The sequence below is a fragment of the Hyphomonas sp. CY54-11-8 genome (assembly GCF_000682735.1).
GTDB lineage: Bacteria > Pseudomonadota > Alphaproteobacteria > Caulobacterales > Hyphomonadaceae > Hyphomonas.
Genome location: NZ_AWFD01000035.1, coordinates 140,717 through 162,858 on the forward strand (window position 1 = coordinate 140,717; position 22,142 = coordinate 162,858).

The window sequence follows — 22,142 nt, forward strand, 5'->3', positions numbered from 1 at the left end:
CTCCCATTTATTCGTTTGTTGTGTTGTCTGCGTATCGTTCTGAAGAGGCGATGAGGGCATCACGCACGAGCACCCAGTCGGCTCCGATGAGATCATCCGGTCTCTCGGCCTGGCAGCTCGAGAGCAGGGCGCGAGCGGCGAACTCGTCGAGCGTCACCTGCGTCCGGCCGCCATTGGCGTATTCCAGTGTCACCAGAAGTTCCGCTTCACCATCATGGGCAGCGGCAATGTGCACTTCCCGGATCTTGGCGGTGTTCATGCATCGCTCATGGGTGGTTCGACGAAGATGACATCGCTCGGCAAGATGGGGTTGCCCGACTTGGGGCCGCCAACCGCGCCCGATGAGCGCATGAAAACATGCAGGTTCCAGCTTTGCAGGCTGGACACGCCCTCTTCAGTCTTCATGTCCGAAAGTTCGCGACTGGCAATACTTTGCCATGTGTCGCCGGCAGCCGGCAAAATGGACTTGCGGACTCTTGAAAGCTGACTGGTTGGCATGTCGTTGTCTCCCTTTTCAATAAAACTAGAACATGTTCCAATATTTTCAGCAAGCGCCGGATAAGCCCCGATAGGTGTGACGTCGGGGTAGCTCAGATCTCGGTCCGGATATCGGTCAGAGCATTCTGAGAGAGGCGGTCGTTCAATGTTTGTGTTCAGAACGAAAATGGCCATGCCATTCCCTCGAGAATTGGCATGGCCACAATAAGATTATGAGGCAGCGGACAGCTGCTTATGGGAGCTTAGACTTCTGCCGCCATGTGGGCGGCTTGGTTGATAGCCCGCTTCGCATCGAGTTCCGCGGCCTCGAAAGCGCCTCCGACAAGTGCTATATTGTCCGTTGCGCCTTCGAACTCGCTGTACACATCTCGCAGAGGCTCCTGTCCGGCGCACAGGATGATTGTGTCGACTTCCAGTGTCTTGGGTTGTCCGTCGATCAGGCAGTGCAGGCCTTTGTCGTCGATCCGTTCATATGTGACTCCCGGTATCATCTGAACGCCCTTGCGATTGAGCGTCAGGCGGTGTGTCCAACCAGTTGTCTTGCCAAGTCCTCGGCCAACAGCCGTGTTCTTGCGCTGCAGCAGCCAGACTTCCCGCGGAGATTCTTCGACGATCGGCTCAACGCCGGTCACGCCGCCTCGCGGGTGGTTCTTGAAGTCGATGCCCCATTCTTTCGCAAACTTTTCGATGTCGAGCGCCGATGATTTGCCAACATGCGTGATGAGCTCGGCGACGTCGAAGCCGATACCGCCAGCGCCGATAATCGCAACGCGCTTTCCGATAGGCTTGTTGCCCATGATCGCGTCGATGTAGCCGATAACACTTGGGTGATCGATGCCTTCAATCGCTGGCGTTCTCGGGCTGATGCCGGTTGCGAAGATGATTTCGTCATAGCCGCCCGACTTGAGGAAGTTGGAATCGACACGCTTCCCAAGTTTCACATTGACGCCGGTCACTTCGAGCTGCCGCTTGAAGTACCGTAGCGTTTCGTAAAACTCCTCTTTACCCGGAATTCTTTTCGCAAGATTGAATTGGCCGCCGATTTCGGTGGATTGGTCAAACAGGTCGACTTCGTGTCCGCGTTCCGCTGCAATTGTAGAATAGGCGAGACCCGCTGGGCCTGCGCCGACAACGGCAATGCGCTTCGGTGCATTGGTGGGTTTGTACTCCAGTTGGGTCTCGTGACATGCGCGGGGATTGACCAGACAGCTGACTTCCTGGTTTCCGCCAAACGTGTGATCCAGGCACGCCTGGTTGCAGGCGATGCAGGTATTGATCTCGTCTTCCCGTCCTTCAGCCGCCTTCTTCATGAATTGGGAGTCGGCGAGCATCGGGCGAGCCATGGAGACCAGATCGGCATCCCCGCGTTCCAGAACAGCCTCTGCAACATCCGGCATATTGATACGATTGCTCGTAATGACTGGAACGTTGACCGCTTTTTTAAGGCGCCCCGTCACGCTGGTGAATGCTGCGCGGGGAACCATCGTGGCAATGGTTGGGACAGCTGACTCATGCCAGGTAAAATGCGTGGAGATGATGGAAACTCCCGCTTTTTCCAGTTCGTGGGCGAGTTCCACGATCTCTTCCCACGACATGCCACCTTGCAGCATGTCCATGGCAGCTATGCGGAAGATGATAATGAAGTCTTCGCCAACGGCCGCCCGGGCCCGGCGCACCACTTCCAGCGGAAAGCGCATGCGGTTTTCGAATGAACCGCCCCAGCGATCCGTGCGAAGGTTGGTTTTCTGGACCAGGAAGGTCGACAGCAGGTATCCGGCGGATCCGATGATTTCAACGCCGTCATAGCCGGCGTCCTTCGCGCACTTGGCGCAGTTGGCGAAATCGGAGAGCTGCTTTTCTATGCCTTCTTCGTCAAGTTCGTTGGGAACGAAGCGCGCGATCCTTGACCTAACGGGTGAGGGGGCGACGCATTTGTCGTGCGGCGCGAGTGGACCGGAATGCAGGATCTGCATACATATCCGCGCGTCTGGCGCGGCCTCATGAACGGCATCCGTAATGACCCGGTGCCGGGCGACTTCCTCGGCGTTTGTGAGTTTCGCGCCCAGTCCACCTTCTTCGTTCGGGGAAATTCCGCCTGTAATGATCAGGCCGATCCCACCGCGTGCCCGTTCTGCGAAAAACTCAGCCATGCGGATGTGACCATCCTCCTGTTCCTCAAGACCGGTATGCATCGATCCCATGATCGCACGGTTCTTGATTGTCGTTTTTCCGACCTGAAGCGGAGAAAAGAGGTGGGGATACTTGGTTGTCGCAATGGTCATCGGGATCTTCGTGGCTCTTTGGCGCTTCTCGCGAATGCGGGCATTTGTCGTTTCGTTTCCGAGGGTGAAGTTACGGGGTGTCTGGTTGGTTCCACAAGCTTTTTTCCGTGTACTTGGGACCAAATATGGGGTGACTTTTGCTTGCCCTTGGGGAATGCTGGTTTGTTGGTTTCCAGCGCGGGATCGTAGGCCTACGGAGCGTCATTCCGCAACGAAAGGCCTTGCGCTGAAGTGCTTCTCCACCTCAGAGTCTGCAGGAGGAAACACGGAGGCCAGACACCATGAAGTCAGATTATCAGGCGCTCATTCTGGAGCAGAAAGACCAGGTCCTTAATATCAAGATGAACCGGCCTGATCGGCTGAATGCCTTGAACCCTCAAATGGTGTCGGAGCTGCGAGAGGTTTTTCAATCCCTCTATTTCGACCGGTCCGTTCGCGTCGTCGTGCTGGAAGGCGCTGGCCGGGCGTTCTGTGCAGGTCTGGATCTCAAGGACTCTTCCGAGAATCGCGGGAGACGCAGCGTCGAGCAGGGCCTCGACAATCAACGCTCCATTGCCGAGATCTACGTCGCAATGCGCCGATGTCCGCAGCCGATTATCAGCCTTGTTCAGGGCGCTGCGAGCGGCGGCGGATTCGCGCTGGCGCTGGCGTCCGATATCCGGATCCTGTCAGAAGATGCGCGCATGAATGCGGCCTTCATCCGGATTGGCCTCTCTTCCTGCGACATGGGCGTGTCGTACTTCCTGCCGCGTATGGTCGGGATGTCGCTGGCAAGCGAGTACATGCTGACCGGGCGTTTCATTTCGGCGCAGCGCGCAATGGATATTGGTCTGGCTAACCGGGTCGTTCACGGCAGTGAGATGCGTAAAGAAGCGGACGGCTTTGTGGAAGACATGCTTCACGCAACACCGCTCGGACTGCGTCTCACTAAAGACGGTCTGAATATTGCGGTCGATGTGGCAGGTCTTGAAGCTGCAATGGCCATTGAAGATCGTAATCAGATCCTGACCGCCAACGATCCCAATTTCGCGGAAGGCATTGCGGCGTTCTTCGAAAAGCGGAAGCCAAACTACTCCTGATAGGGAGCACCGGGAATAGAAAGAGGATGCCTTGGCGGCATGGCTTGACCTGCGCCGGGTGGACTTGGACACTCCGGATAATCGTAAAACCGGGAGGGTAAATTGAACCTCGACTTCTCCGACGAGCAGAAGCAATTGCGCGATCAGGTGCGCCGCTTCCTGAGCGAAAAATGTCCACCTGAAGCCGTTCGGGCTATTCTTGAGGGTGATGAGCGTTACGATAAATCGCTCTACGCCGGACTTGCCGAGATGGGTCTGCTCGGCGCTGCCATTCCCGAGGAGTATGGCGGCGTTGGTCTGGGCCATCTTGAACTGTGCGTCGTCGCGGAAGAACTTGGCCGGGTACTCGCCCCCGTGCCGGTATCATCTTCAATCTATCTCGCGGCAGAGTTTCTTCTGCTGGCAGGTTCCGAGAACCAGAAGTCAGAATGGCTGCCAAAACTGGCGTCTGGTGAAGCTGTCGGGACTTTCGCCCTGGTCGAAGGCCAGGGACGCGTTCGACCAGACAAGATTGCTGCGAGTGTAAAAGGCGGGAAACTCTCCGGCGCCAAAATGCCGGTTGCCGATGGGTTTGACGCGGACTTCGCTATTGTTGCCGCACGAGATGAGGCAGGTGGCATTTCACTGTATCTTGCCTCTCTTGCAGGTGACGGCGTTACGCGTGAGGTGCTCGAGACAATTGACCCGACCCGTGGCCAGGCACGCATCACATTTGAAAACGTGTCTGTTGAGCCGTTGGGTGCGACGGGTGATGGCTGGTACATCGCGACGCAAGTGATCGATCGTGCTGCGGTCCTGATGGCGTTCGAGCAATTGGGCGGTGCTGACCGGGCTCTGGAAATGGCGCGCGATTATGCGCTGGAGCGTATGGCTTTCGGACGCCCGATCGGCTCTTTCCAGGCGATCAAGCACATGCTGGCGGACATGTATGTGTCTGCCACGCTGGCGCGTTCCAACTGCTACTATGGTGCCTGGGCGCTCGGCTCGAGCCCGGCGGAGCTGCCTGTCGCGGCAGCCACGGCGCGGGTCTCGGCAACAACGGCTTTCCAGCATTGCTCCAAGAATAACATTCAGGTGCATGGCGGCATGGGCTTCACCTGGGCGTTTGATTGCCACCTCTTTTACCGGCGGTCCAATGGTCTGGCGCTGGCCCTCGGATCGCTCTCCACGTGGGAAAGCGAACTGATTGAGCGCATGAGCGCTGGCAACGCCGAAACAGCAGCTTAAGGAAAGGGCAGGGACATGGATTTCGAAGACACACCCGAAGAAGCAGCTTTCCGAAAGGAAGTACGGGCCTGGATCGACGCCAATGCGCCGAAGCATCTGGAAGCTGAACTGCGCCGCGCCAATTTTGGTTCCAGCGGCGTGGTCAGCGAAGACCCGATTGCCGCTGGCAAGGCCTGGCAGAAGAAAAAAGCCGAAGCAGGCTGGGCCTGTCTCCACTGGCCGAAGGAATATGGCGGTGCTGCCCGCACACCGATTGAGCGTGTGATCTGGGGACAGGAAGAAGGGCCTTACGCTGCCCTGTCGGGGCCGTTCACCATCGGTCACGGCATGTGTGGGCCGACGGTCATGGCCTGGGCGACGGAAGAGCAGAAGCGCGAGCGCCTGCCGCCACTCGCCAGCGGCGAGGAGATCTGGTGCCAGCTCTTCTCGGAGCCGGCCGGCGGTTCTGATCTGGCGGGCCTTCGTACCCGTGCGGTGAAAGCCGATGACGGATCGGGTGACTGGATCATCAATGGTCAGAAAATCTGGACCAGTGGGGCACAGAATTCTGACTGGGGGCTTCTGATTACCCGGACAGATCCGGACGTGCCGAAGCACAAAGGTCTGACGATGTTCTTCCTGTCGATGAGGACGCCGGGCGTTGAGGTCGTGCCGATCAAACAGGCAAATGGTGCCTCCGGTTTCAATGAGGTCTATTTCACAGATGTTCGCATTCCAGACACGCAGCGCCTCGGCGCTGTGGGGCAGGGATGGGAAGTTTCGTTGACCACACTGATGAACGAGCGCCTATCCATCGGTTCCGGCATGTCTGCTGGCTTCCCGGAACTGTTCCGGTTCTGCATGGAGGCGGAAGTGGATGGGCGCCCGGCGGTTGAGGATTCATCCGTTCGGTCGAAACTCGCTCAATTCGCTGTGCGTCAGAGTGGTCTTAAATATACTGGCATGCGTGCCATCACGGCGCTGTCGAAAGGCGAGACGCCAGGACCGGAGAACTCGATCGGCAAGCTAGTTGCGGGTGCGACGATGCAGGACCTTTCGATCTATGCGCTGGATCTTCAGGGACAGGCAGGCGTTCTATGGGATGAGAGTAGTCCTCAGAATGGACGCTTCCAATCCATGCTTATGCGATCGCCCGCGACCCGTATCGAGGGCGGATCAGACGAAATCCTGCGCAACATTATCGGGGAACGTGTGCTCGGCCTGCCCGGTGACATTCGCGTCGACAAAAATGTTCCGTTCAAGGAAATACCGACAAGTGGGAAACGTAAGTAATGGAATATCCTCTTCCAAACGCTTCGACGGATCTGTCAGGGCAAACTGCGCTTGTGACTGGCGCATCGTCCGGGCTTGGTCTTCGTTTTGCCAAGGTCCTTGCGAAGTGCGGGGCCAAGGTCGCGCTGGCTGCCAGGCGTCTCGACCGTCTGGAGGCGCTGGCTGACGAAATACGGAAAGATGGTGGAGACGCCGTCGCCATCGAGATGGACGCGACCGATGCGGATCAGATGATCGCAAGCGTCGCGAAGGCTGAGGCCGAACTCGGGCTCGTAACAATACTTGTCAACAATGCCGGCATTCCGGATGCACAGCGTGCGCACAAGATGGAAATCGATCTGATCGATCGTGTGCTCGATATCAACGTGCGTGCCCCATTCGTCCTTAGCTGCGAAGTCGCCCGGCGATTGATGGCTGCGGGACATCCGGGACGTATCGTCAATATCGCGTCTTCTGCAGCTTATAGCTATCGCGGGGAAGGTGCAGCGCTTTATTCCGTGTCGAAAGCAGCTGTTGTCCGGATAACGGAGACGCTTTCGGTCGAATGGGCGCGCAACAACATCAACGTCAATGCGATTGCACCGGGCGCCTTTGAATCAGAAATGATGGATGGAATGTTGAGCCGGATGGGCGATATCGCCCAGCATTTTCCGCGTAAGCGGATCGGCAACCCTGCCCAACTCGACTCGACATTGCTCTATCTTGTGAGCCCGGCGTCAGATGCTGTGACTGGTACGTGCATTCGCGTCGATGACGGACAAGGCGCCCGGTAATCGGCGCCTTTTAGGGCTGGCAAGGCAAAACACTTTCCAAAGCCTATCACTTTGGAAAGTGTTCCATGAAAGCGATCACAAGTGCGGCGGAGTTCCTGGCTGCGAGATGCTCGAATGCCCGGATCTCATTTTGCGTGGCTGTTCCGCCACCGGCAAGGTCCGAGACGCTGCGAAACGCGATAAACGGGACATCATTTGAATAGGCGACCATCGCGATGGCAGCGGTCTCCATTTCTATGACCTGTGCGTCAAAAGTTTCATGGAGATAATTCCGGTAATCGGCATTATCCATGAATACAGAGCCAGAAACACCGGACCCACCAAAGTGGAAGCTGGGTTCGGTGGGTAAACAGAGATTGTCTGTGTCACAACGTTTGAGCTCCGCTTTTGCCGAGGCTGTACTGGCAATCGCAAGCAGATCGGAATTTACTTCAAACCAGAGTCTGGGGGCGGGCGTGGGGTCGTTGGTGGTTGTGACCCGAACACCGCGTGTTCCGATGAAGCCGTAGGGCGGAACTAAAGGGCGGACCCCCGGAAAAGGCGCGGTAAAAACACCGGGCACCGTTTCCCGTAAATAAGTGGTTTCATCATACTTTGCCCATCGCGCGGGAACGATGACATCGCCAATCGACAGGCTCGGGTCCGCGCCTCCAGCAACACCGCTGACCACGATATCCGTGATATTGAAATCATCGAGAAGTCTCTGGGTGTTCATCGTCGCGTTGACGACGCTGACGCCGGTCATGAACAGCACCACTGGCTGGCCGCCCAACTCGCCGGTCCAATATGAGACGCCGTGAATTTGGTATTCTTCCGCACCCTCGAGGGAAGGAAGGAGGACGGAGAATTCGGGGGCATATGCCGTGGCGACCGCAATTCTGGGCCGTTCATCGAATAGGCGCGCGCCGTATGCTGCTTCGTCAGTGCACGGCTGGATGGCTGTTCCTGGCGGAGGCATTGTGCAGGCGCTGGAAAATGCCGCCATCATACACAGCAACAGAGGCGTCAGCGCGCGAAGAAGTATCCGTTGCATGCTATGCGGCCGCCTTTCCGGTCAGACTGAATCCAGGAACACAAACTTCATCAGGAAAGCCGCAGCGAGTACGAGTGCTCCCGGGCCGACTTCTTTCCATTTGCCTGCGCCGACTTTCAGAAGAACATAAGCAATGATGCCCAATCCGATGCCGTTCGCGATGGAATAGGTGAGGGGCATCGCGACGGCGGTGATGACTGCGGGCATGAACGAGGTCGGTTCCTGCCAGTCCACATGGGTAAGACCTCCAACCATCAGGCACCCCACATAAACCAGGGCTGGCATGGTCGCGTAAGGTTGGATTGCCGCTGCTAGGGGCGCAAAGAACAAGGCAAGGCAGAAAAGTCCCGCCACCGTGAGAGCTGTCAGTCCAGTCCGGCCACCCGCTTTTACGCCAGCGATGCTTTCAATATAGCTGGTAGCGGACGACGTTCCCAGCGCGGCGCCAACAACTGTTGCCGTGCTGTCGGCGACCAGAGCGCGCCGGAGGTTTGTAACGTGTCCTTTCTCGTCCAGCAGACCGGCCCGATGTGCCACAGATACGAGTGTTCCGGCAGTATCGAACATGTCGACAAACAGGAACGAGATCACAACGACGGCAATTCCGATTTCCAGTGCCTGGGACCAGTCCATGGCAAACAGAGTCGGCTCAATCGAAGGCGGTATCGATAACAGTCCTGGTGGCGGCGAAGCTCCAACAATGACACCGATCAAGGTTGTGGTGAGGATGCCAATCAAGATTCCGCCAGGCACTTTGCGTGCTTCAAGAACGCCGATCAGGATGAAGCAAAAGATCGCCAGCAGGGCGGGCGTCTGAGAGAGGTCACCGAGCCCCACAATCGTGGCCGGATGAGAGACAACGATACCGACACCCGTAAGCCCGATGATGATCAGGAACAGGCCAATGCCTGCGGAGATGGCCATCTTCATCTCCAGCGGAATGGCGTTGATGATCCACTCGCGAATTGGCAGCAGACTTAAAGCAACAAAAATGACACCCGACAGAAAAACCGCTGCAAGCGCCACCTGCCAGGAAAGCCCCATACCAATGACGACACCATAGGTGAAATATGCATTGAGCCCCATACCGGGTGCAATCGCGATGGGGTAGTTGGCGTAGAGCCCCATGATGGCGGAGCCGATGGCCGCAGAAAGGCAAGTCGCAACGAACACCGCCCCTCTGTCCATTCCGGCGTTTGCCAGAATATCCGGGTTCACAAAGATGATGTAGGACATAGCCAGGAAGGTCGTGATGCCAGCGACGATTTCCGTCCGGGCCGTGGTGCCCCGGTTTTCCAGATCAAAAAGCTTGTTGAGCATGAAGGGGCAGCGACTCCGAGCGGTACAATCCGCAGACTTGGCATCCTTGCGGCGGCGTCAAGCCTCATCTCCCGAATACAGGTGCGCTGGGGCAATCTGAGCATTGAATGATCGTCCCGGACCATCCATGCGATATGGAGGGCCGGAGGCGTTCGTCAGGGGGCTGGGACAGGTGGGGTGGAGCAGGAATTGACGGGGAGGCAAAACCGCCCCGCCCCATCCACAGGGAGACCTCAGAACTCCCAGCTCAGTTTTGCTCTCACCCAGCGTGGCTTGCCGTAGTACTCCTCGATCATGCCAATCCAGTCGGAGAGGTCGAAGGTCTGCACGAGATATTCCTCGTTGAACACGTTCTCCACTGAGACGCCGAACTTCCAGTTCGCATCGGCTGGCAGCCAGGTCGCAGAGATGTTGGCGACGGTATAGCCATCTTCCGTCGTTGCCGGCGTTACGTTGAGACCGAAATAGTGTTCGGACTGGTACTGCGCATCCGCTTGCAAGGCGAGGTCGCCAGCGGAACCGACCGGAAATTCATACCGGATGAGGCCGTTGATGTTCCACTCCGGTGAGTTCACCGAAGTCAGAGTCATACCTTCGAAGCCGAGCACGTCCGTCACCGCGATGTCGGCATATCCGATACCCAGTTGAGTTGTCAGACCGTCAATTGGTGCCGCCTGGATTTCAACTTCGGCGCCTTTGTTCTCTGCCTGCGCATTGATGGTGGCACTGCCCAGACTGCCCGGGAAGTTCGTGTAGGCTTGGTAGTTGCCGTAGTCGTAGAAATAAGCGGCACCGTTGATGCGTAGCTTCCCTGGGATCGCATCCCACTTCGCACCAATCTCGTAGGCGTCCAGTTCTTCAGGCTCATAGGAGAGAAGTTCCGGAGACGTCAGCAGTGGATCCTGTGGGTCGTAAGGCGGTTGGCTGAAGCCACCGGATTTAACGCCGCGATTGTAGCTGATATAGGTTAGCAAGTCTTCCGTAGGCTGCCAGTTGGCCTGTAGGCGCCACGACCACATGTCGAAGTCACGCTCAGCCGGATCGAAGGTCGAGTAGGTGTAGACCACGCTTGTGCGCGGATCGAGGCCGCTGGTCGCATTTTCGTCGAAGTGTACGTCTTCCCGGGCAGAGATGAAGTCTCGCTTCTCCTGAATATAGCGAAGGCCACCGATGAAGGTGAAATTCTTCCAGGCATATTCGCCTTGCGCAAAGATCGATGCAGACTTGGTGGAAGATTCCGACGGCGTTCGGTCGCCATTCGCGAGCGTCGGGTCGGTCATCACCGTAGTTTCGTCGATGCCATTGTCAGGATCAGTGTAAAGAAGCGGCGCGATGCCTCCGGTCGAGTCCTTACTCTGTAGATCCATGTAGTAGAGGCCTGCCACGAAATCGACTGGTCCGATTTGCGTTGCTGCGCGCAGTTCTTGTGAGAACTGTTCCGCGTCGTTGGTCTGGAAGTATTCGTAAGCGCGAACAGGCGTTGCGTCCGTGTCCTCGATGTAGTCACGGAAGTTAGTCTGGTAGTCTGTGATCGATGTGATCTTCCAGTCACCGACATCCCAGTTGATCGTGGCGGTGTAGCCTTCGGTATCAGAAATGTTGTGCCCGCGCGTATCATAGTCGCCAGCCCAGACATCATTGTCAGTGTCTTCGTAGTTGCCGAGGAGTTCGTTCAGTACGCCCGGAGTATACTGGCCACCACCATTCACAGCGGAATTGTATTCAAAGAAACCAGTGCGGATTTCCTGACCACCGACCCGGGCATTCAGTAGGATGCTGAGGCTGTCAGTCGGTTCCATAAGAAGCTGGAAGCGGATGCCGTAGTCATCGTTGTTATTGAGCTTTTGCTCCGGGTGTTCGCGGTTGGTGATGTAACCGGTCGAAGTGTGCTGGGCCGCTGAAATACGCGCAAAGATCCAGTCATTGATTGGTATATTGATGCCGCCTTCCATCATCAGGTCGTCATACTCACCGTATGAGACGCTGCCGAAGCCGCCGAATTCTCTTTGCGGTTTGACTGTGGTGTATTGGACCAGACCACCCGTGGCATTCCGGCCGAAAAGTGTGCCCTGGGGACCACGCAGAACCTCCGCCTGGTCGATGTCGAATAGCAGAAAGCCGGTTGCAGACATCTGGCTGATGTAGACTTCGTCGACATAGACAGCGACAGGGCTTTCAACATTCGTTGACAGGTCGTTGTTGGCAACGCCGCGAATGGCAAAGGAGTAGCTGCCCTCGCCGTTTGGCTGCACCGAAACGACACCGGGGGAGAAGGCTGCGATATCCTGAGCGTTGGTGTAGCCCAGCGCTTCCAGCTGGTCGCCATTCAGAGCCGTGATGGCGATACCGACATCCTGTGGATCCTGTTCGCGTTTTTGCGCGGTCACAGTCACCTTCTCGAACATCAGGTTTTCGCCCGCTGGTTCGTCGTCCGCATGCGCAACGGGTGCGAAAGCCAACGACATTGCCAATGACAAACTTGAAGTTCCGAGGAGCAGTTTACCGGCTCGCGGCAGAGATATCCGCTTAAACATACCAATTACTTCATCACGCATGTCTATCTTCCCAATTTTGAACAAAACTTTCCTGTGCCCCTCCGCGATGCGAAGGCGCCTGCTCAGATACTCGCTCCCTTTTTGTTATTGGCTCTTCAGTCTGCCCCAGACTGAGTACCGTCTATTTTCCAGCCTCCGTTGGCTGGACAATGATGTTCATGACCGATCCCGCCGGATCAGGGCCATGGATAATCAGCAACCGGATCACCGGACTCGATTAGTTGGTTCACGACGTCTCGCCGGTATTCGACGATATTGGTGACAGGTGTCTCGCGAAGCTCTGCGAGTTCTTCTACCGTGAACCTTGGTGTGTCAGACGCGTCTTCACCCGCCCACTCGTCAATGACGTAGTTCAGGACATCGGCGAGCTGTTCATTTGACAGCCTCGATCCCACAATACCCGGCACGTGAGCGATATACACTCTACCGTCCGGATTTCGGGCGAGGGGCGCGATGAAACCGGGGAATGGTGGAATGCCGGCTTCTGGCGCTCCCTTGCCATCCACCCGGTGGCATCCCGAACATTTCAGCATATAGAGAGATTTCGGCGACGTCATTTTACGGACGACCTTGTCATGGTCGTCGAGACCGTAGGACGCTTGTGGTTCGGCTGACGTGACCAATGGCATGGTCACGCCCAACAGCGTTGCGATGCTGATGCCGGTAAAGAGCGTCCGAAGGGTCATTATTCGGCAACTCCGACCACGAGAGCGACCGTACAGTGGTAGCCCTTGTTTGCGTTGGACATGCACCAGTTGATGTCGTTGTGGAGGCCCATTGAATATGCCGGCCGTTCGCCTTCACTGCGGAGGCAGAACTGGGCGCCGGAGAACGCCGTCTTGCCGCAGCAATCATAGTATGAAATCAGATAATCCCGCTTGTCGCCGGGGTTGTGGCATGTGCCAACCCAGGAGACCAGCGAGGCTTCGGCGCCGACCGGGCAGCTTGATTTACTGCCGCCGGCTGTCGTGCAGAGAAAACCGTCCAGCGCGCAGTAGCGCCAGTAGTCGCAGCTCTTATCGTCAAAGGTCCCATCCCCAGCAGCTGGTGTAGCGCCCCAGGCCCGGTCGAATGGCAGGGCCGAAAAGGCCGCACCGCCGACCATTACGCCGCCCATTTTGGCGAGTGCGCTGCGGCGTCCGAACTGCCGGGCGCTGCGCCGGGCGGTGTTTTCAACGAAGCCGCTGAGGGCGTCCTGAATCCGTTCAATGACTTTCAACACTTTTATCTCTCCTGAATTTTCATCGTCTGTTTCAATGCGATCCGTTTTTTAGCTACTTGTGTCCGGGCATTAACCTGCCTCCCGGATCGATTTCAGCTGCTGGAATGAGGCCACGCCCGCATCCAGAGCGTTGAACAGGCTGTCCAGTTGCTCCCTGTTGTTGATCAGGCCTTTCGCCTGCACGATGCCAGCCTGGTCGACGAGGACTGCGAAAGGCAGGCGTTGAACCCGGTAGGCCATGCCAAGGTCAGTCGACAGCACATAAGGAAAACTCGACAGCTTCTGACGATTGATGAAGTCGATATGCTTATCCTGACTGCCGTCGCTGGCGAGGACGACATCGAGCCATGCCTTCTCCGCGGACTGGATACCGGCAAGCGCGGGCAGCAGCTGTTTGCAGACGGGGCAGGTAGGCGACAGAAAGAAGACCAGCATGGCTTTCGCGCCAGATGCGCCGACCCGGACGGTGCCACCGGTCAGGCTCCGCAGCGGGAACACAGGGCTTGCTTCGCCGACCTGAGGGCCGGCCTGATCCATCAGGGCCCCGACTGGAGCCACCCGTTCATAAAGAACACCGATCTGGCGGAGCATGACCCACATCATCAGAGCCATGGCAACAACAATCAGCCAGAGTGCGGCAACCGCGAAACTTAGAATGCTGACCATCACGAAGTACTCCATGTCGTTGCGGGGCCTGGCATGCCCTCATTTATCCGCCGGGCATTTGCCAGCATCGCTTCCGCAGTCATCCAGAGAAGCAGGAGAAGTGTGGCTATCCCAAGCGAAGTTGCATCCATTGCAAGGTTTGGGGTGCTCGGAATGATGAGGCCTGTCGCGGTCGGTACGATAAAGGCAACGAGACCGATGTTCCGTGAGACCAGCGCCCAGCTGATGGGTTCCGGCGCTCCGCCGCATCCGCAATCCACCAGATACTGGCCACGTGCCAGGCTGATTGCCATCACAATCGCGTATCCGGTCAGCAATGTGCCGGCGAGCGCTGCTCCGGTCTGCCGCGTGGAAGGCATGATCAGGAGAATCGCCGCTGTCAGCTCGACCAACGGAACGAAAAATGCCGCATTGCTGAGGGAACCTTCTGGCAATAGCCCATAATCCGCCAGAATGCCCTGGAAGCGATACCGGTCTCCCAGCTTGTGCAGGGCAGCCCGCACGAGCAGCAACGCCAGGAAGAAGGCGAAGGTTGTCTGCATGAGAAGGAGCATGTTTTGCGACATGCCTATTTCACCACCAGATAACCGGCGTCCTGGATCTGAAGCGTATTTGTGTATTTCGCTGCGAACTTGGCTGTCGGGTCGATTTCATAGCGGTAGATCGATCCGCCATGCCCATCGACACCGAACAGAAGGGGGGCTTCTGCATCGTCAGTGACGGCGATATGGGTCATGTGCTCCACGTGGGAACGGTAGAGCACCTTCTTTTCTTTCATGTCGATGGCCCAGACTTCCGCGGCGCCATCCTTGTGACTGCCGTCCGTGGCGTCCGGGTGCATCGGGACAAACATGATGCCGTTCGGTTTGTTGTAGGCGAGGACTTCATAGCCGCCGGGTGCCCAGTTTCCCTCGACACCGTCAGTATACGACCATCTGTCGACCACTGTCGCTTTCTTGCCTTTGTCGGAGACAGTCACGAACGTGCCGCCAAAAGTTGAGAAAACGAGGTCGCCATCGATGCGCTGTGAATGAACGAACAGCGGGTCCGTATCGACGTTGAATATCGGGTCGCTGTAGGCTTGGCTCTTCAGCTTGCCTTTGGAATTCAATTCGACTGTCAGCATGGAGCCGTCGCCGCAAAGGCTAGAGAACTTCAGGCCCTTTTCGGCGAGATAGATGCCCCAGCAGCCCGGGTTCGGGATTTCAGAGGCGACTTCGCCGGTCTTCATGTTGACCACAGTGACCGATGTCGCGGGGGTTGCATTATGAACAAGGCCCCATTTCCCGTCTGCGCTGATCGCCATACCCGGTTGCTGGGCCATGGTCTGGGCGAATTGCGGTGGAATTTCGACTTCCTGGGTCGTCTCCAGCGTTTTGACGTCGAATTGCTGGAGGTAGGCTTTGACCGGCCCATAGGTAATGCGTTCAGGGAACGCCGACGCCGTATATCCAACTGCAGCATCTGGGCCGAGGAAGAATTGGGAGGTCATGCCCGTGGCGAAATTGCCTTTATAGCTGAGATCTTCCGCAGACAGAATAGAGATGGCCCCGGCGCCAATCCACGAAGGCGAAACCACGAACACGTTTGGGCCCGGGGCGATCTCTGTTTCAGTGATCAGTTCTTCCGGTTCGATCGGGTCAGGGATGGCGGCCTCTTGAGCGTTTGCCCATGAAGCAGATAGTGACAAGGCGACCAACGATGCGCCGAACCAGTGTTTAGTCATGTGAACTTCCTCGTCAAAGCGTCAAAAAAATGCTCTTGCCCCGGAAGTCGTCCCCATCCCTGATTTTCTGTAGCGCTGAACCTGACCGGCTCCCGAGCCACTCTTTGTAACACAATTGTTATTTGGATGGATCAGATGCGATCCAGATTTTTTTTGATCAAAATCCTGAGTGTATGGGAAGACGCCCACACATCGCGCAGGATCCTTGTCGCAATGAATGTTTTCGTGCGGATCGGCGTGTGACCGGCTCACTTACACCTAAAAATAGCAGGCAATACCCCGTAAAGTGAGGGGGATTGCCTTACGACCGAACAGTGGCGCTCGCTGATCGTGCAACGAATATCCAGGAAGGCAGGTTGGCACCCTTGTGTGTGCAACGGGACTGTGCACACACCTTCGCATTTTTCATATCCGGTTCAGGAAATGGCGGGTATTCAAACACAATAGACCGGCGGCCACATAATTCGATCAGCAGGGAAACAGACTGAAATGAACGCTCCTTTCGCAAGCACGAAATTGATTCTGGCTGCAGCAATGGGCGCTTTGTTCATCGGTTCCGCTGGTGCAGACGAGACATCTGAAGGCGAGCTTCTCTTCAAACGCCAATGCGCCGTCTGCCATTCGGTTGTTCCTGGACAGACCCTCATGGGGCCGAGCCTCGCAGGAATTGTCGGTCGTCCGGCAGGGGCGGTGGATGGATTCCGCTATTCGCCAGCCATGAAAGAAGCTGGCTTCGATTGGACCGCCGAAGATATCGACGCCTTTATAGAGTCACCCCGTAAAAAAGTGCACGGTACGAACATGGCATATCCGGGCGAAAGAAAACCCGAACGCCGAGCCGCCATCATTGATTACCTGTCCACGCTTAAAGCGGGCGACTGAACCGGATAGTTGAGTTTAGTTCACGCCGCGGTCCTTGCCTTGCCAATATGGTGCGCGGAGGTCCTTTTTCAGGATCTTCCCGGAGGCATTGCGGGGCAGGGCTTCGATGAACTCCACGCTTTTGGGAGCCTTGAAGGCCGCAATCCGGTCACGTGCGAACTTCAGGATTGAGTCCGGGTCAGGTTGTGCACCAGGCTTCAGGGCAACAACGGCCTTGACGGCTTCGCCCCATTTCTCGTCCGGAACACCGATGATGGCGACCTCCGCGATGTCCGGGTGACCGTAAACGGCGTTCTCGACTTCAGCCGGGTAGATATTCTCGCCGCCCGAGATGATCATGTCTTTCACGCGGTCGTGGATATAGAGATAGCCATCCTCATCCAGGTATCCTGCGTCGCCAGTGTGCAGCCAGCCATCGCCGGCAATCGTGTTGCGGGTTGCCTCATCTAGGTTCCAGTAACCCTTCATATTGGCGCGAGACCGGGTGACGACTTCACCGACTGTGTGGGGCGGCAACACATTGCCTTCATCGTCCTCGATCCGGATTTCCACGCCGGGCATTGGAATGCCGGCCGCGCGCATGCGCTGGTTACCCGCCGGATCATGATCTTCGGGCGGCAGGTAGACGATCGTGCCGCAGGTCTCTGTCATGCCGTATTGCTGGCAGAAGCCGCATCCAAACACGTCCATACACTCGCGCAGCAGATCGAGTGGGATCGGGGAGGCGCCATACAGAATGTATTTCAGCCGGGAATAATCGACCTGGCGGGCATTCGGTTGCCGGACGACGATCTGTAGCGCTGCCGGAACCATAAACATTTTCGAGATCCGGTCCTGTTCGATGAAGTCGAGGACTTTGAACGGATCGAATTCGCGCGCGATGACGCCCTTGGCGCCATTGAAAAGGCCAACGATGCCCCAGCCCGTCCCGCCAATGTGCCCGACAGGCATGGCGACGAGGCTGACGTCGTCAGGGCCCCATTGGTTCCAGGGAAGATCCGTATCAGCCGCTTCCCGCCGACCACCGAGCAGGTTGTCGTGGCTCAGCATGGCACCTTTGGGGCGGCCGGTTGTGCCAGAGGTATAGAGTTGAAGCGCGACGGCGTTCGGCGAGATCTCAATTTCCGGATCGTTATCGCCTTGGGCATCGCGCCAGCTGACAAACCCTTCCGGGCCGCCGTCTTCCATAAGGATGACCTTCGGCGGCTTTTCGAGCTCGGTTAGCGCCGTCTGCACCTGTTCGACCACTTCGGGGCCGACAAACAGGAGCGAGCCCTGCCCGTCCTGGATGATGTAGGCCATTTCCGCCGGAGCAAGACGCCAGCCTATCGGCAGGGTGACAGCGCCCATCTTGGCGGCACCGAACAGGAGTTCAAAATAGAGGTCGCTGTTCTTGCCCACATAGGCAACGCGTTCACCGGCCCTTACCCCCGATGCCAGCAAGGCATTTGCGACCTTGTTGGTGTTTTTGTTGAAGGCGGCGTAGGTCGTGTCGCGGCCTTCAAAGCTTAGGGCGATCGCATCCGGACGTTCCTGTGCGTGATAGCGCGCGATGTCGCCCAAAGTCGGCATCTTGTCGAAATCGGCTTTGGTCAGTGCCCGGTCGTTGCTCATGAGATCCTCTGTGAAACTCGCCGGTTCCTCCCGGCAATATTTTTTATGGTGTTGGCGTCATTATATATCTGAATGCTAATCTTCCAAAAAAGAAGCCACGCCCCCGGGTAAACCCGGAGACGCGGCCCGTTTGAGGAAGAACTCAGAACTTGTAGCTGAGGGTTGCCCCGTAAGTGCGGGGACGGCCAGCGAAGCGAAGGATCACGTTCGCGTTCGATGTGATCTGCTGCCAGTAATACTCGTCCGTCAGGTTCTGGCCCCAGATCGAGAACTCCCAGCTGTCGTTCAGCGAATAGATGCCGATCGTTCCGTTCAGGACACCATACGAGTCGATATCATAGAGCGGGTTGGCCGGGTCACCGGCTGTCGAGTCACTTTGCCAGCGGCCGCTGAGTGCGCCCCGCAAGCCCAGTTCGGTCGTGATCGGCTTGTCATAGATCAGCGACAGGCTGGCCGTTGTTTCCGGGCTGTAGAGGAACGGATCACCTTGAATGTTCGTTGGCAGGCCGGCCGCATCAGTCGTGTCGAAGCTGCCGTATTCCGTGTGTAGCAGGGTCAGGCCACCCACAGCGGTCAGTTCTCTCGAAAGCAACCAGGTGAGCTCGGCATCGAGGCCGTAGGCTTCGCCTTCCGGAGCATTTTGAAGGCGAGCGAGCGCCCGGTAGATCGGATCCGGGAAGAATGCATTCACCTGCTTGTCCGTGTAGTCATAATAGAACACGGACGCGTTGGCCTGCATGCGTTGATCGAAGAGGCTGGCCTTCACGCCCAGCTCGTAGGCGAGGAGGTCTTCCTGCGTGGCCGGAGCGTTCTGCTCGGATTTGGACGCCGCGTTGACTGGCGTGGAGGCCGACTTGTAGCCCTGAGATACAGACGCGAAGAACAGGGTGTTCGGAAGCTTGTCTGGGGTCCAATTTGCGACAACCCGCCAGGACACGTTGTCTTCCTTCGTATCAGAAACGACTTCGCCAAAGGAATTGGTGGCCTGATCGTACGTGTTGCAGGAATTTTCCAGCAATGGCGCAGGCGGCGCCTGCAGCCCATACAGAAGCGTGAAGAACACCCGGTTGAACACGTTGACGTTGGGCTGCATTGAGCCGTTCACATCGCCCGAGCAACCGACATAGTCCTGATTGTCTTCGGTGTAGCGAAGGCCGGTCGTCACGGAGAGTTCCGGTGTGATCTCCCAATCCGCATTCGCAAAGATGCTCCAGGTCGTCGATTCAAAATCACCTGTATCGTAATAGGTCTGGAACGACGTCAGGAGGTCAGCCGCAGAGTAAGGCAGTCCTGATTCCGGATCGACGTTCACCAAGCTCACAAGAGGTGCAACCGAAGCCGGAAAGCCGAGCTGGGTTGGATCGACCGTCAGCAGGTAGGCTGCTGTGCTGACGAAATTGGAGTTCGCATTGTCCCGCAGCAGTGTTCGGTTGCCGTCCTTGATTTCGTCCTTGCCGTAATAACCACCAACCAGCCAGTTGACCTTTCCGGTTTCGCCTTCGAGACGAAGCTCCTGACTGAAGGATTTGATGTCACCGCTGACGTCCTGCAGCAGGATCTGGTAGGGTACACCAGACCAGTCGAGAACCGCTTCCCGCTCAAGCTTGTTGTAGCCGGTCAGCGAGACAAGGCGCATGTCATTGTCGAACGTGTAGCTGACACCGAGCTTCAGCGCGTCGAAGGTCGAATCTTCCTCAGTCGGTCCATCAATCCCTTGGCCAGGTCCGATATCCGCCGAGCGAAGCGCGTAAGGCGCCCAGTCCGCCTGCTCAGCACTATTGAGATTGATATTGGCGAGATAGTCGGCGAGCCCCGGTTCATTGAATGCCGATGTCGCGGTCATGTTCGCCGGATCGGTCGGAGGCGTGAAGGCAAAGCCCTGGCCGGCAATCGTGTCGGACTTGTTGATCCAGCCATTGTAGGAGAGATCGATTTCAAGGTCGTCGGTCGGCTGGATGGCCAGAGCGGCCCGGAAGCCAAGCTTGTCGATCGTGCCGCGGTCTTCGCCCCGTGTGACGGATTCCTGCCAGCCCTTGTCGCTGTTTTCGCTACGTATGGCGAAACGCGCCTGGACGTTTTCCGAAATCGGCAGGTTCACCATGCCTTCTAGGTTCCAGGTGTCATAGTTGCCGACATCTGCAGATACACTGGCCTGGAACTCGTCGACTGGCTTGTTCGTGACCACGTTGATCAGACCAGCTGTGGTGTTCCGGCCAAAGAGCGTACCCTGTGGACCTTTAAGGACCTCGATGCGCTCGATATCGAACATTGGTCCTGAGTTCATGAATGGATAGGGGTAGGCAACTTCGTCGACATACGTACCGACGGTCGAGGTCGCGGAGACGTTGATCGTGTTGAAGCCGATGCCGCGAAGCGTGTAGGTCGGGACGCCCTGGTAGCTTTGGGACACAGAGAAGCTCGGGACGAGGGTTTGGAGATCGTCAACATCGTTGACCCTCAGAATGTCGAGCTGTTCGCCGCCGAAGGCCTGAATAGACATCGGGACGTCATTTGCCGATTCTTCGCGGCGCTGGGCCGTCACGGTGATCGACCCGAGTTTCATGGAATTGTCCTGTTCGGCATCAGCCTCAGGCGCAGCGGTGTCGGCTTCCTGGGCGATTGCCGGCAGGTTGATGGCGATCGCAGTCAGCGAGACGCCCAGACACACGGATTTCAAGATAGTAGTTCGACGATTCACAATTTCCTCCCGATACCCCCTTAAGTGGGAGCTTGGTGGGAAAGTCCCCGGAAACGCCCTGCCGATACAAGCTATCAAGGTTGATAGGGTGACCTAGAGGCGTAGCACCGCCTTGGCCATGATGTTGCGCTGAACCTCGTTGGAGCCGCCGTAGATCGATCCCGCGCGGTTGTTCAGATACTTCGCCGTCGCGACAACAAGCGCCTCGGCGCCGACCGGTTCGAAATTGGAATCGGGATGCCAGGTGGCCGGTTCGTAGACGTTCGAATGAATGCCGGAGGCTTCGACCGCCAGCTCATCGATCCGTTGCATCATTTCTGTCCGCTGGACTTTTAGCATGGAGGCCGCAGGCCCCGGCGGGCGCCCGGCGCTGAGCGAGGCCACGATGCGCTGTTCCGTGACCCGGATTGCGTCGAGCAGGATGGATGCCTGTTCCAGCTTGGCCACAAGGCTCGCCTCGATCAAACCATCCTTGAGTATGGTTTCGCGGAGGCGTTTCAGCCCGGCTTCCAGCCCTGCGGAGGATCCGCCGCTGCGCTCGAATTCCAGAAGGTACTTGGCGACGGTCCAGCCATCGTTTTCTTCGCCGAGCCGATTGGCCACCGGAACGCGAACGTCTTCGAAGAAAACCTGATTCAGCTCATGCTCTCCAGCCAGCGAAATGATTGGATCGACGGTGATCCCCGGCGTCTTCATTTCGAGCAGCAGGAAAGTGATGCCTTGCTGAGGCTTTCCGTCGAAACGCGTCCGGACGAGGCAGAACATCCGGTTGGCGTGATGGGCATGCGTGGTCCAGATCTTCGACCCATTGAGCACATAGTCATCGCCGTCGCGCTCGGCTTTCAACATGAGGGAGGCAAGGTCAGAGCCTGACTGTGGTTCGGAATAACCCTGGCACCAGTAATCTTCGCCAGCGAGGATACGCGGCAGATAGAAGTTTTTCTGTTCCGGCGTGCCATATCCGATGATGCAGGGGCCCACCATGTTGAGCCCCATCGGTGCCAGCGGCGGGGCACCCGCAATCGCGCTTTCCGATGCAAAGATATAGCGTTGCATCTCCGTCCAGCCGGGACCGCCATACTCCTTTGGCCAGTGCGGTGCGGCCCAGCCCTTTGCATGCAGTTTTTTCTGCCATGGAAGGGTAAATTCGGGTTCAACAAAGACGCTTGTCGCTTTTCGACCGGCTGCCACAAGGGAAGGGGTCAGGTTGTCGCGAAGGAACCCTCGCACTTGCTCGCGGAACGCGATATCTTCCTTAGATAGCTCAAGATTCATGACGCACCTCCCTGCAAGCC

General features: G+C 57.3%; 19 protein-coding genes. 5 read left to right on the top strand and 14 right to left on the bottom strand.

Features of this window, described 5'->3' with window-relative positions; all coding sequences use genetic code 11:
• Window positions 1-7: 7 nt before the first annotated feature.
• The 3 genes from HY17_RS15640 to HY17_RS15650 form a co-directional block, all read right to left on the bottom strand.
• Window positions 8-259 (bottom strand): hypothetical protein, encoded by a 252-nt coding sequence (locus tag HY17_RS15640; protein WP_034768307.1) that lies wholly within the window; start codon window positions 257-259, stop codon window positions 8-10.
• Window positions 256-672, bottom strand: coding sequence for a hypothetical protein (locus tag HY17_RS20585; protein WP_233348838.1), 417 nt, complete (start codon window positions 670-672; stop codon window positions 256-258). Before HY17_RS20585 ends, HY17_RS15640 begins: the two co-directional genes overlap by 4 nt.
• Before the next feature lie 68 nt (window positions 673-740).
• Window positions 741-2,780 (bottom strand): FAD-dependent oxidoreductase, encoded by a 2,040-nt coding sequence (locus HY17_RS15650; protein WP_034768309.1) that lies wholly within the window; start codon window positions 2,778-2,780, stop codon window positions 741-743.
• A gap of 281 nt (window positions 2,781-3,061) precedes the next feature.
• Between HY17_RS15650 and HY17_RS15655 the strand changes: the two genes are divergently transcribed.
• The 4 genes from HY17_RS15655 (at window position 3,062) to HY17_RS15670 (ending at window position 7,131) form a co-directional block, all read left to right on the top strand.
• Window positions 3,062-3,859 carry an enoyl-CoA hydratase/isomerase family protein gene (locus HY17_RS15655; protein ID WP_034768311.1) on the top strand — a complete coding sequence of 266 codons (798 nt, stop codon included), beginning with the start codon at window positions 3,062-3,064 and terminating at the stop codon, window positions 3,857-3,859.
• A 102-nt stretch (window positions 3,860-3,961) separates the two neighbouring features.
• Window positions 3,962-5,086 (top strand): acyl-CoA dehydrogenase family protein, encoded by a 1,125-nt coding sequence (locus HY17_RS15660; protein WP_034768313.1) that lies wholly within the window; start codon window positions 3,962-3,964, stop codon window positions 5,084-5,086.
• Between the two features lie 15 nt (window positions 5,087-5,101).
• Window positions 5,102-6,358, top strand: coding sequence for an acyl-CoA dehydrogenase family protein (locus HY17_RS15665; RefSeq protein ID WP_034768314.1), 1,257 nt, complete (start codon window positions 5,102-5,104; stop codon window positions 6,356-6,358).
• Window positions 6,358-7,131, top strand: coding sequence for an SDR family NAD(P)-dependent oxidoreductase (locus tag HY17_RS15670; protein WP_034768316.1), 774 nt, complete (start codon window positions 6,358-6,360; stop codon window positions 7,129-7,131). Before HY17_RS15665 ends, HY17_RS15670 begins: the two co-directional genes overlap by 1 nt.
• Before the next feature lie 46 nt (window positions 7,132-7,177).
• On the opposite strand, the gene HY17_RS15675 is transcribed toward HY17_RS15670, so the two are convergent.
• The 8 genes from HY17_RS15675 to HY17_RS15710 all read right to left on the bottom strand — a co-directional run bounded on the left by HY17_RS15675 (window position 7,178) and on the right by HY17_RS15710 (window position 15,653).
• On the bottom strand, window positions 7,178-8,164 hold the full coding sequence (locus tag HY17_RS15675) for a 5'-methylthioadenosine/S-adenosylhomocysteine nucleosidase (RefSeq protein ID WP_051600183.1): 987 nt from the start codon (window positions 8,162-8,164) through the stop codon (window positions 7,178-7,180).
• 21 nt (window positions 8,165-8,185) lie between these two features.
• On the bottom strand, window positions 8,186-9,484 hold the full coding sequence (locus HY17_RS15680; protein WP_034768318.1) for an NCS2 family permease: 1,299 nt from the start codon (window positions 9,482-9,484) through the stop codon (window positions 8,186-8,188).
• A gap of 233 nt (window positions 9,485-9,717) precedes the next feature.
• Window positions 9,718-11,943, bottom strand: coding sequence for a TonB-dependent receptor (locus HY17_RS15685; protein WP_158531459.1), 2,226 nt, complete (start codon window positions 11,941-11,943; stop codon window positions 9,718-9,720).
• Window positions 11,944-12,215: 272 nt separating this feature from the next.
• A complete protein-coding gene (locus tag HY17_RS19655) occupies window positions 12,216-12,725 on the bottom strand; it encodes a cytochrome c (RefSeq protein ID WP_051600185.1) in 510 nt (169 codons plus the stop codon).
• Complete coding sequence (locus HY17_RS15695) at window positions 12,725-13,261, bottom strand: methylamine dehydrogenase light chain (RefSeq protein WP_034768320.1); 537 nt, start codon at window positions 13,259-13,261, stop codon at window positions 12,725-12,727. Before HY17_RS15695 ends, HY17_RS19655 begins: the two co-directional genes overlap by 1 nt.
• A 69-nt stretch (window positions 13,262-13,330) precedes the next feature.
• Entirely contained in the window at window positions 13,331-13,927 is a 597-nt protein-coding gene (locus tag HY17_RS15700) for a redoxin domain-containing protein (RefSeq protein ID WP_034768469.1), read from the bottom strand.
• A complete protein-coding gene (locus HY17_RS19660; protein WP_175354465.1) occupies window positions 13,927-14,481 on the bottom strand; it encodes a MauE/DoxX family redox-associated membrane protein in 555 nt (184 codons plus the stop codon). Before HY17_RS19660 ends, HY17_RS15700 begins: the two co-directional genes overlap by 1 nt.
• 14 nt (window positions 14,482-14,495) lie before the next feature.
• Window positions 14,496-15,653, bottom strand: coding sequence for an amine dehydrogenase large subunit (locus tag HY17_RS15710; protein ID WP_051600187.1), 1,158 nt, complete (start codon window positions 15,651-15,653; stop codon window positions 14,496-14,498).
• Window positions 15,654-16,142: 489 nt separating this feature from the next.
• Between HY17_RS15710 and HY17_RS15715 the strand changes: the two genes are divergently transcribed.
• Window positions 16,143-16,535 (top strand): cytochrome c family protein, encoded by a 393-nt coding sequence (locus HY17_RS15715; protein WP_034768322.1) that lies wholly within the window; start codon window positions 16,143-16,145, stop codon window positions 16,533-16,535.
• Between the two features lie 15 nt (window positions 16,536-16,550).
• Here HY17_RS15715 and HY17_RS15720 read toward each other — a convergent pair whose 3' ends face one another.
• The 3 genes from HY17_RS15720 to HY17_RS15730 form a co-directional block, all read right to left on the bottom strand.
• Window positions 16,551-18,149 (bottom strand): fatty acid--CoA ligase, encoded by a 1,599-nt coding sequence (locus HY17_RS15720; protein WP_051600188.1) that lies wholly within the window; start codon window positions 18,147-18,149, stop codon window positions 16,551-16,553.
• Between the two features lie 142 nt (window positions 18,150-18,291).
• The gene (locus HY17_RS15725; protein WP_112073406.1) at window positions 18,292-20,817 is read right to left on the bottom strand and encodes a TonB-dependent receptor; all 2,526 of its coding nucleotides are present in this window, start codon (window positions 20,815-20,817) and stop codon (window positions 18,292-18,294) included.
• Between the two features lie 123 nt (window positions 20,818-20,940).
• The gene (locus HY17_RS15730) at window positions 20,941-22,122 is read right to left on the bottom strand and encodes an acyl-CoA dehydrogenase family protein (protein WP_034768326.1); all 1,182 of its coding nucleotides are present in this window, start codon (window positions 22,120-22,122) and stop codon (window positions 20,941-20,943) included.
• Window positions 22,123-22,142: the final 20 nt, after the last annotated feature.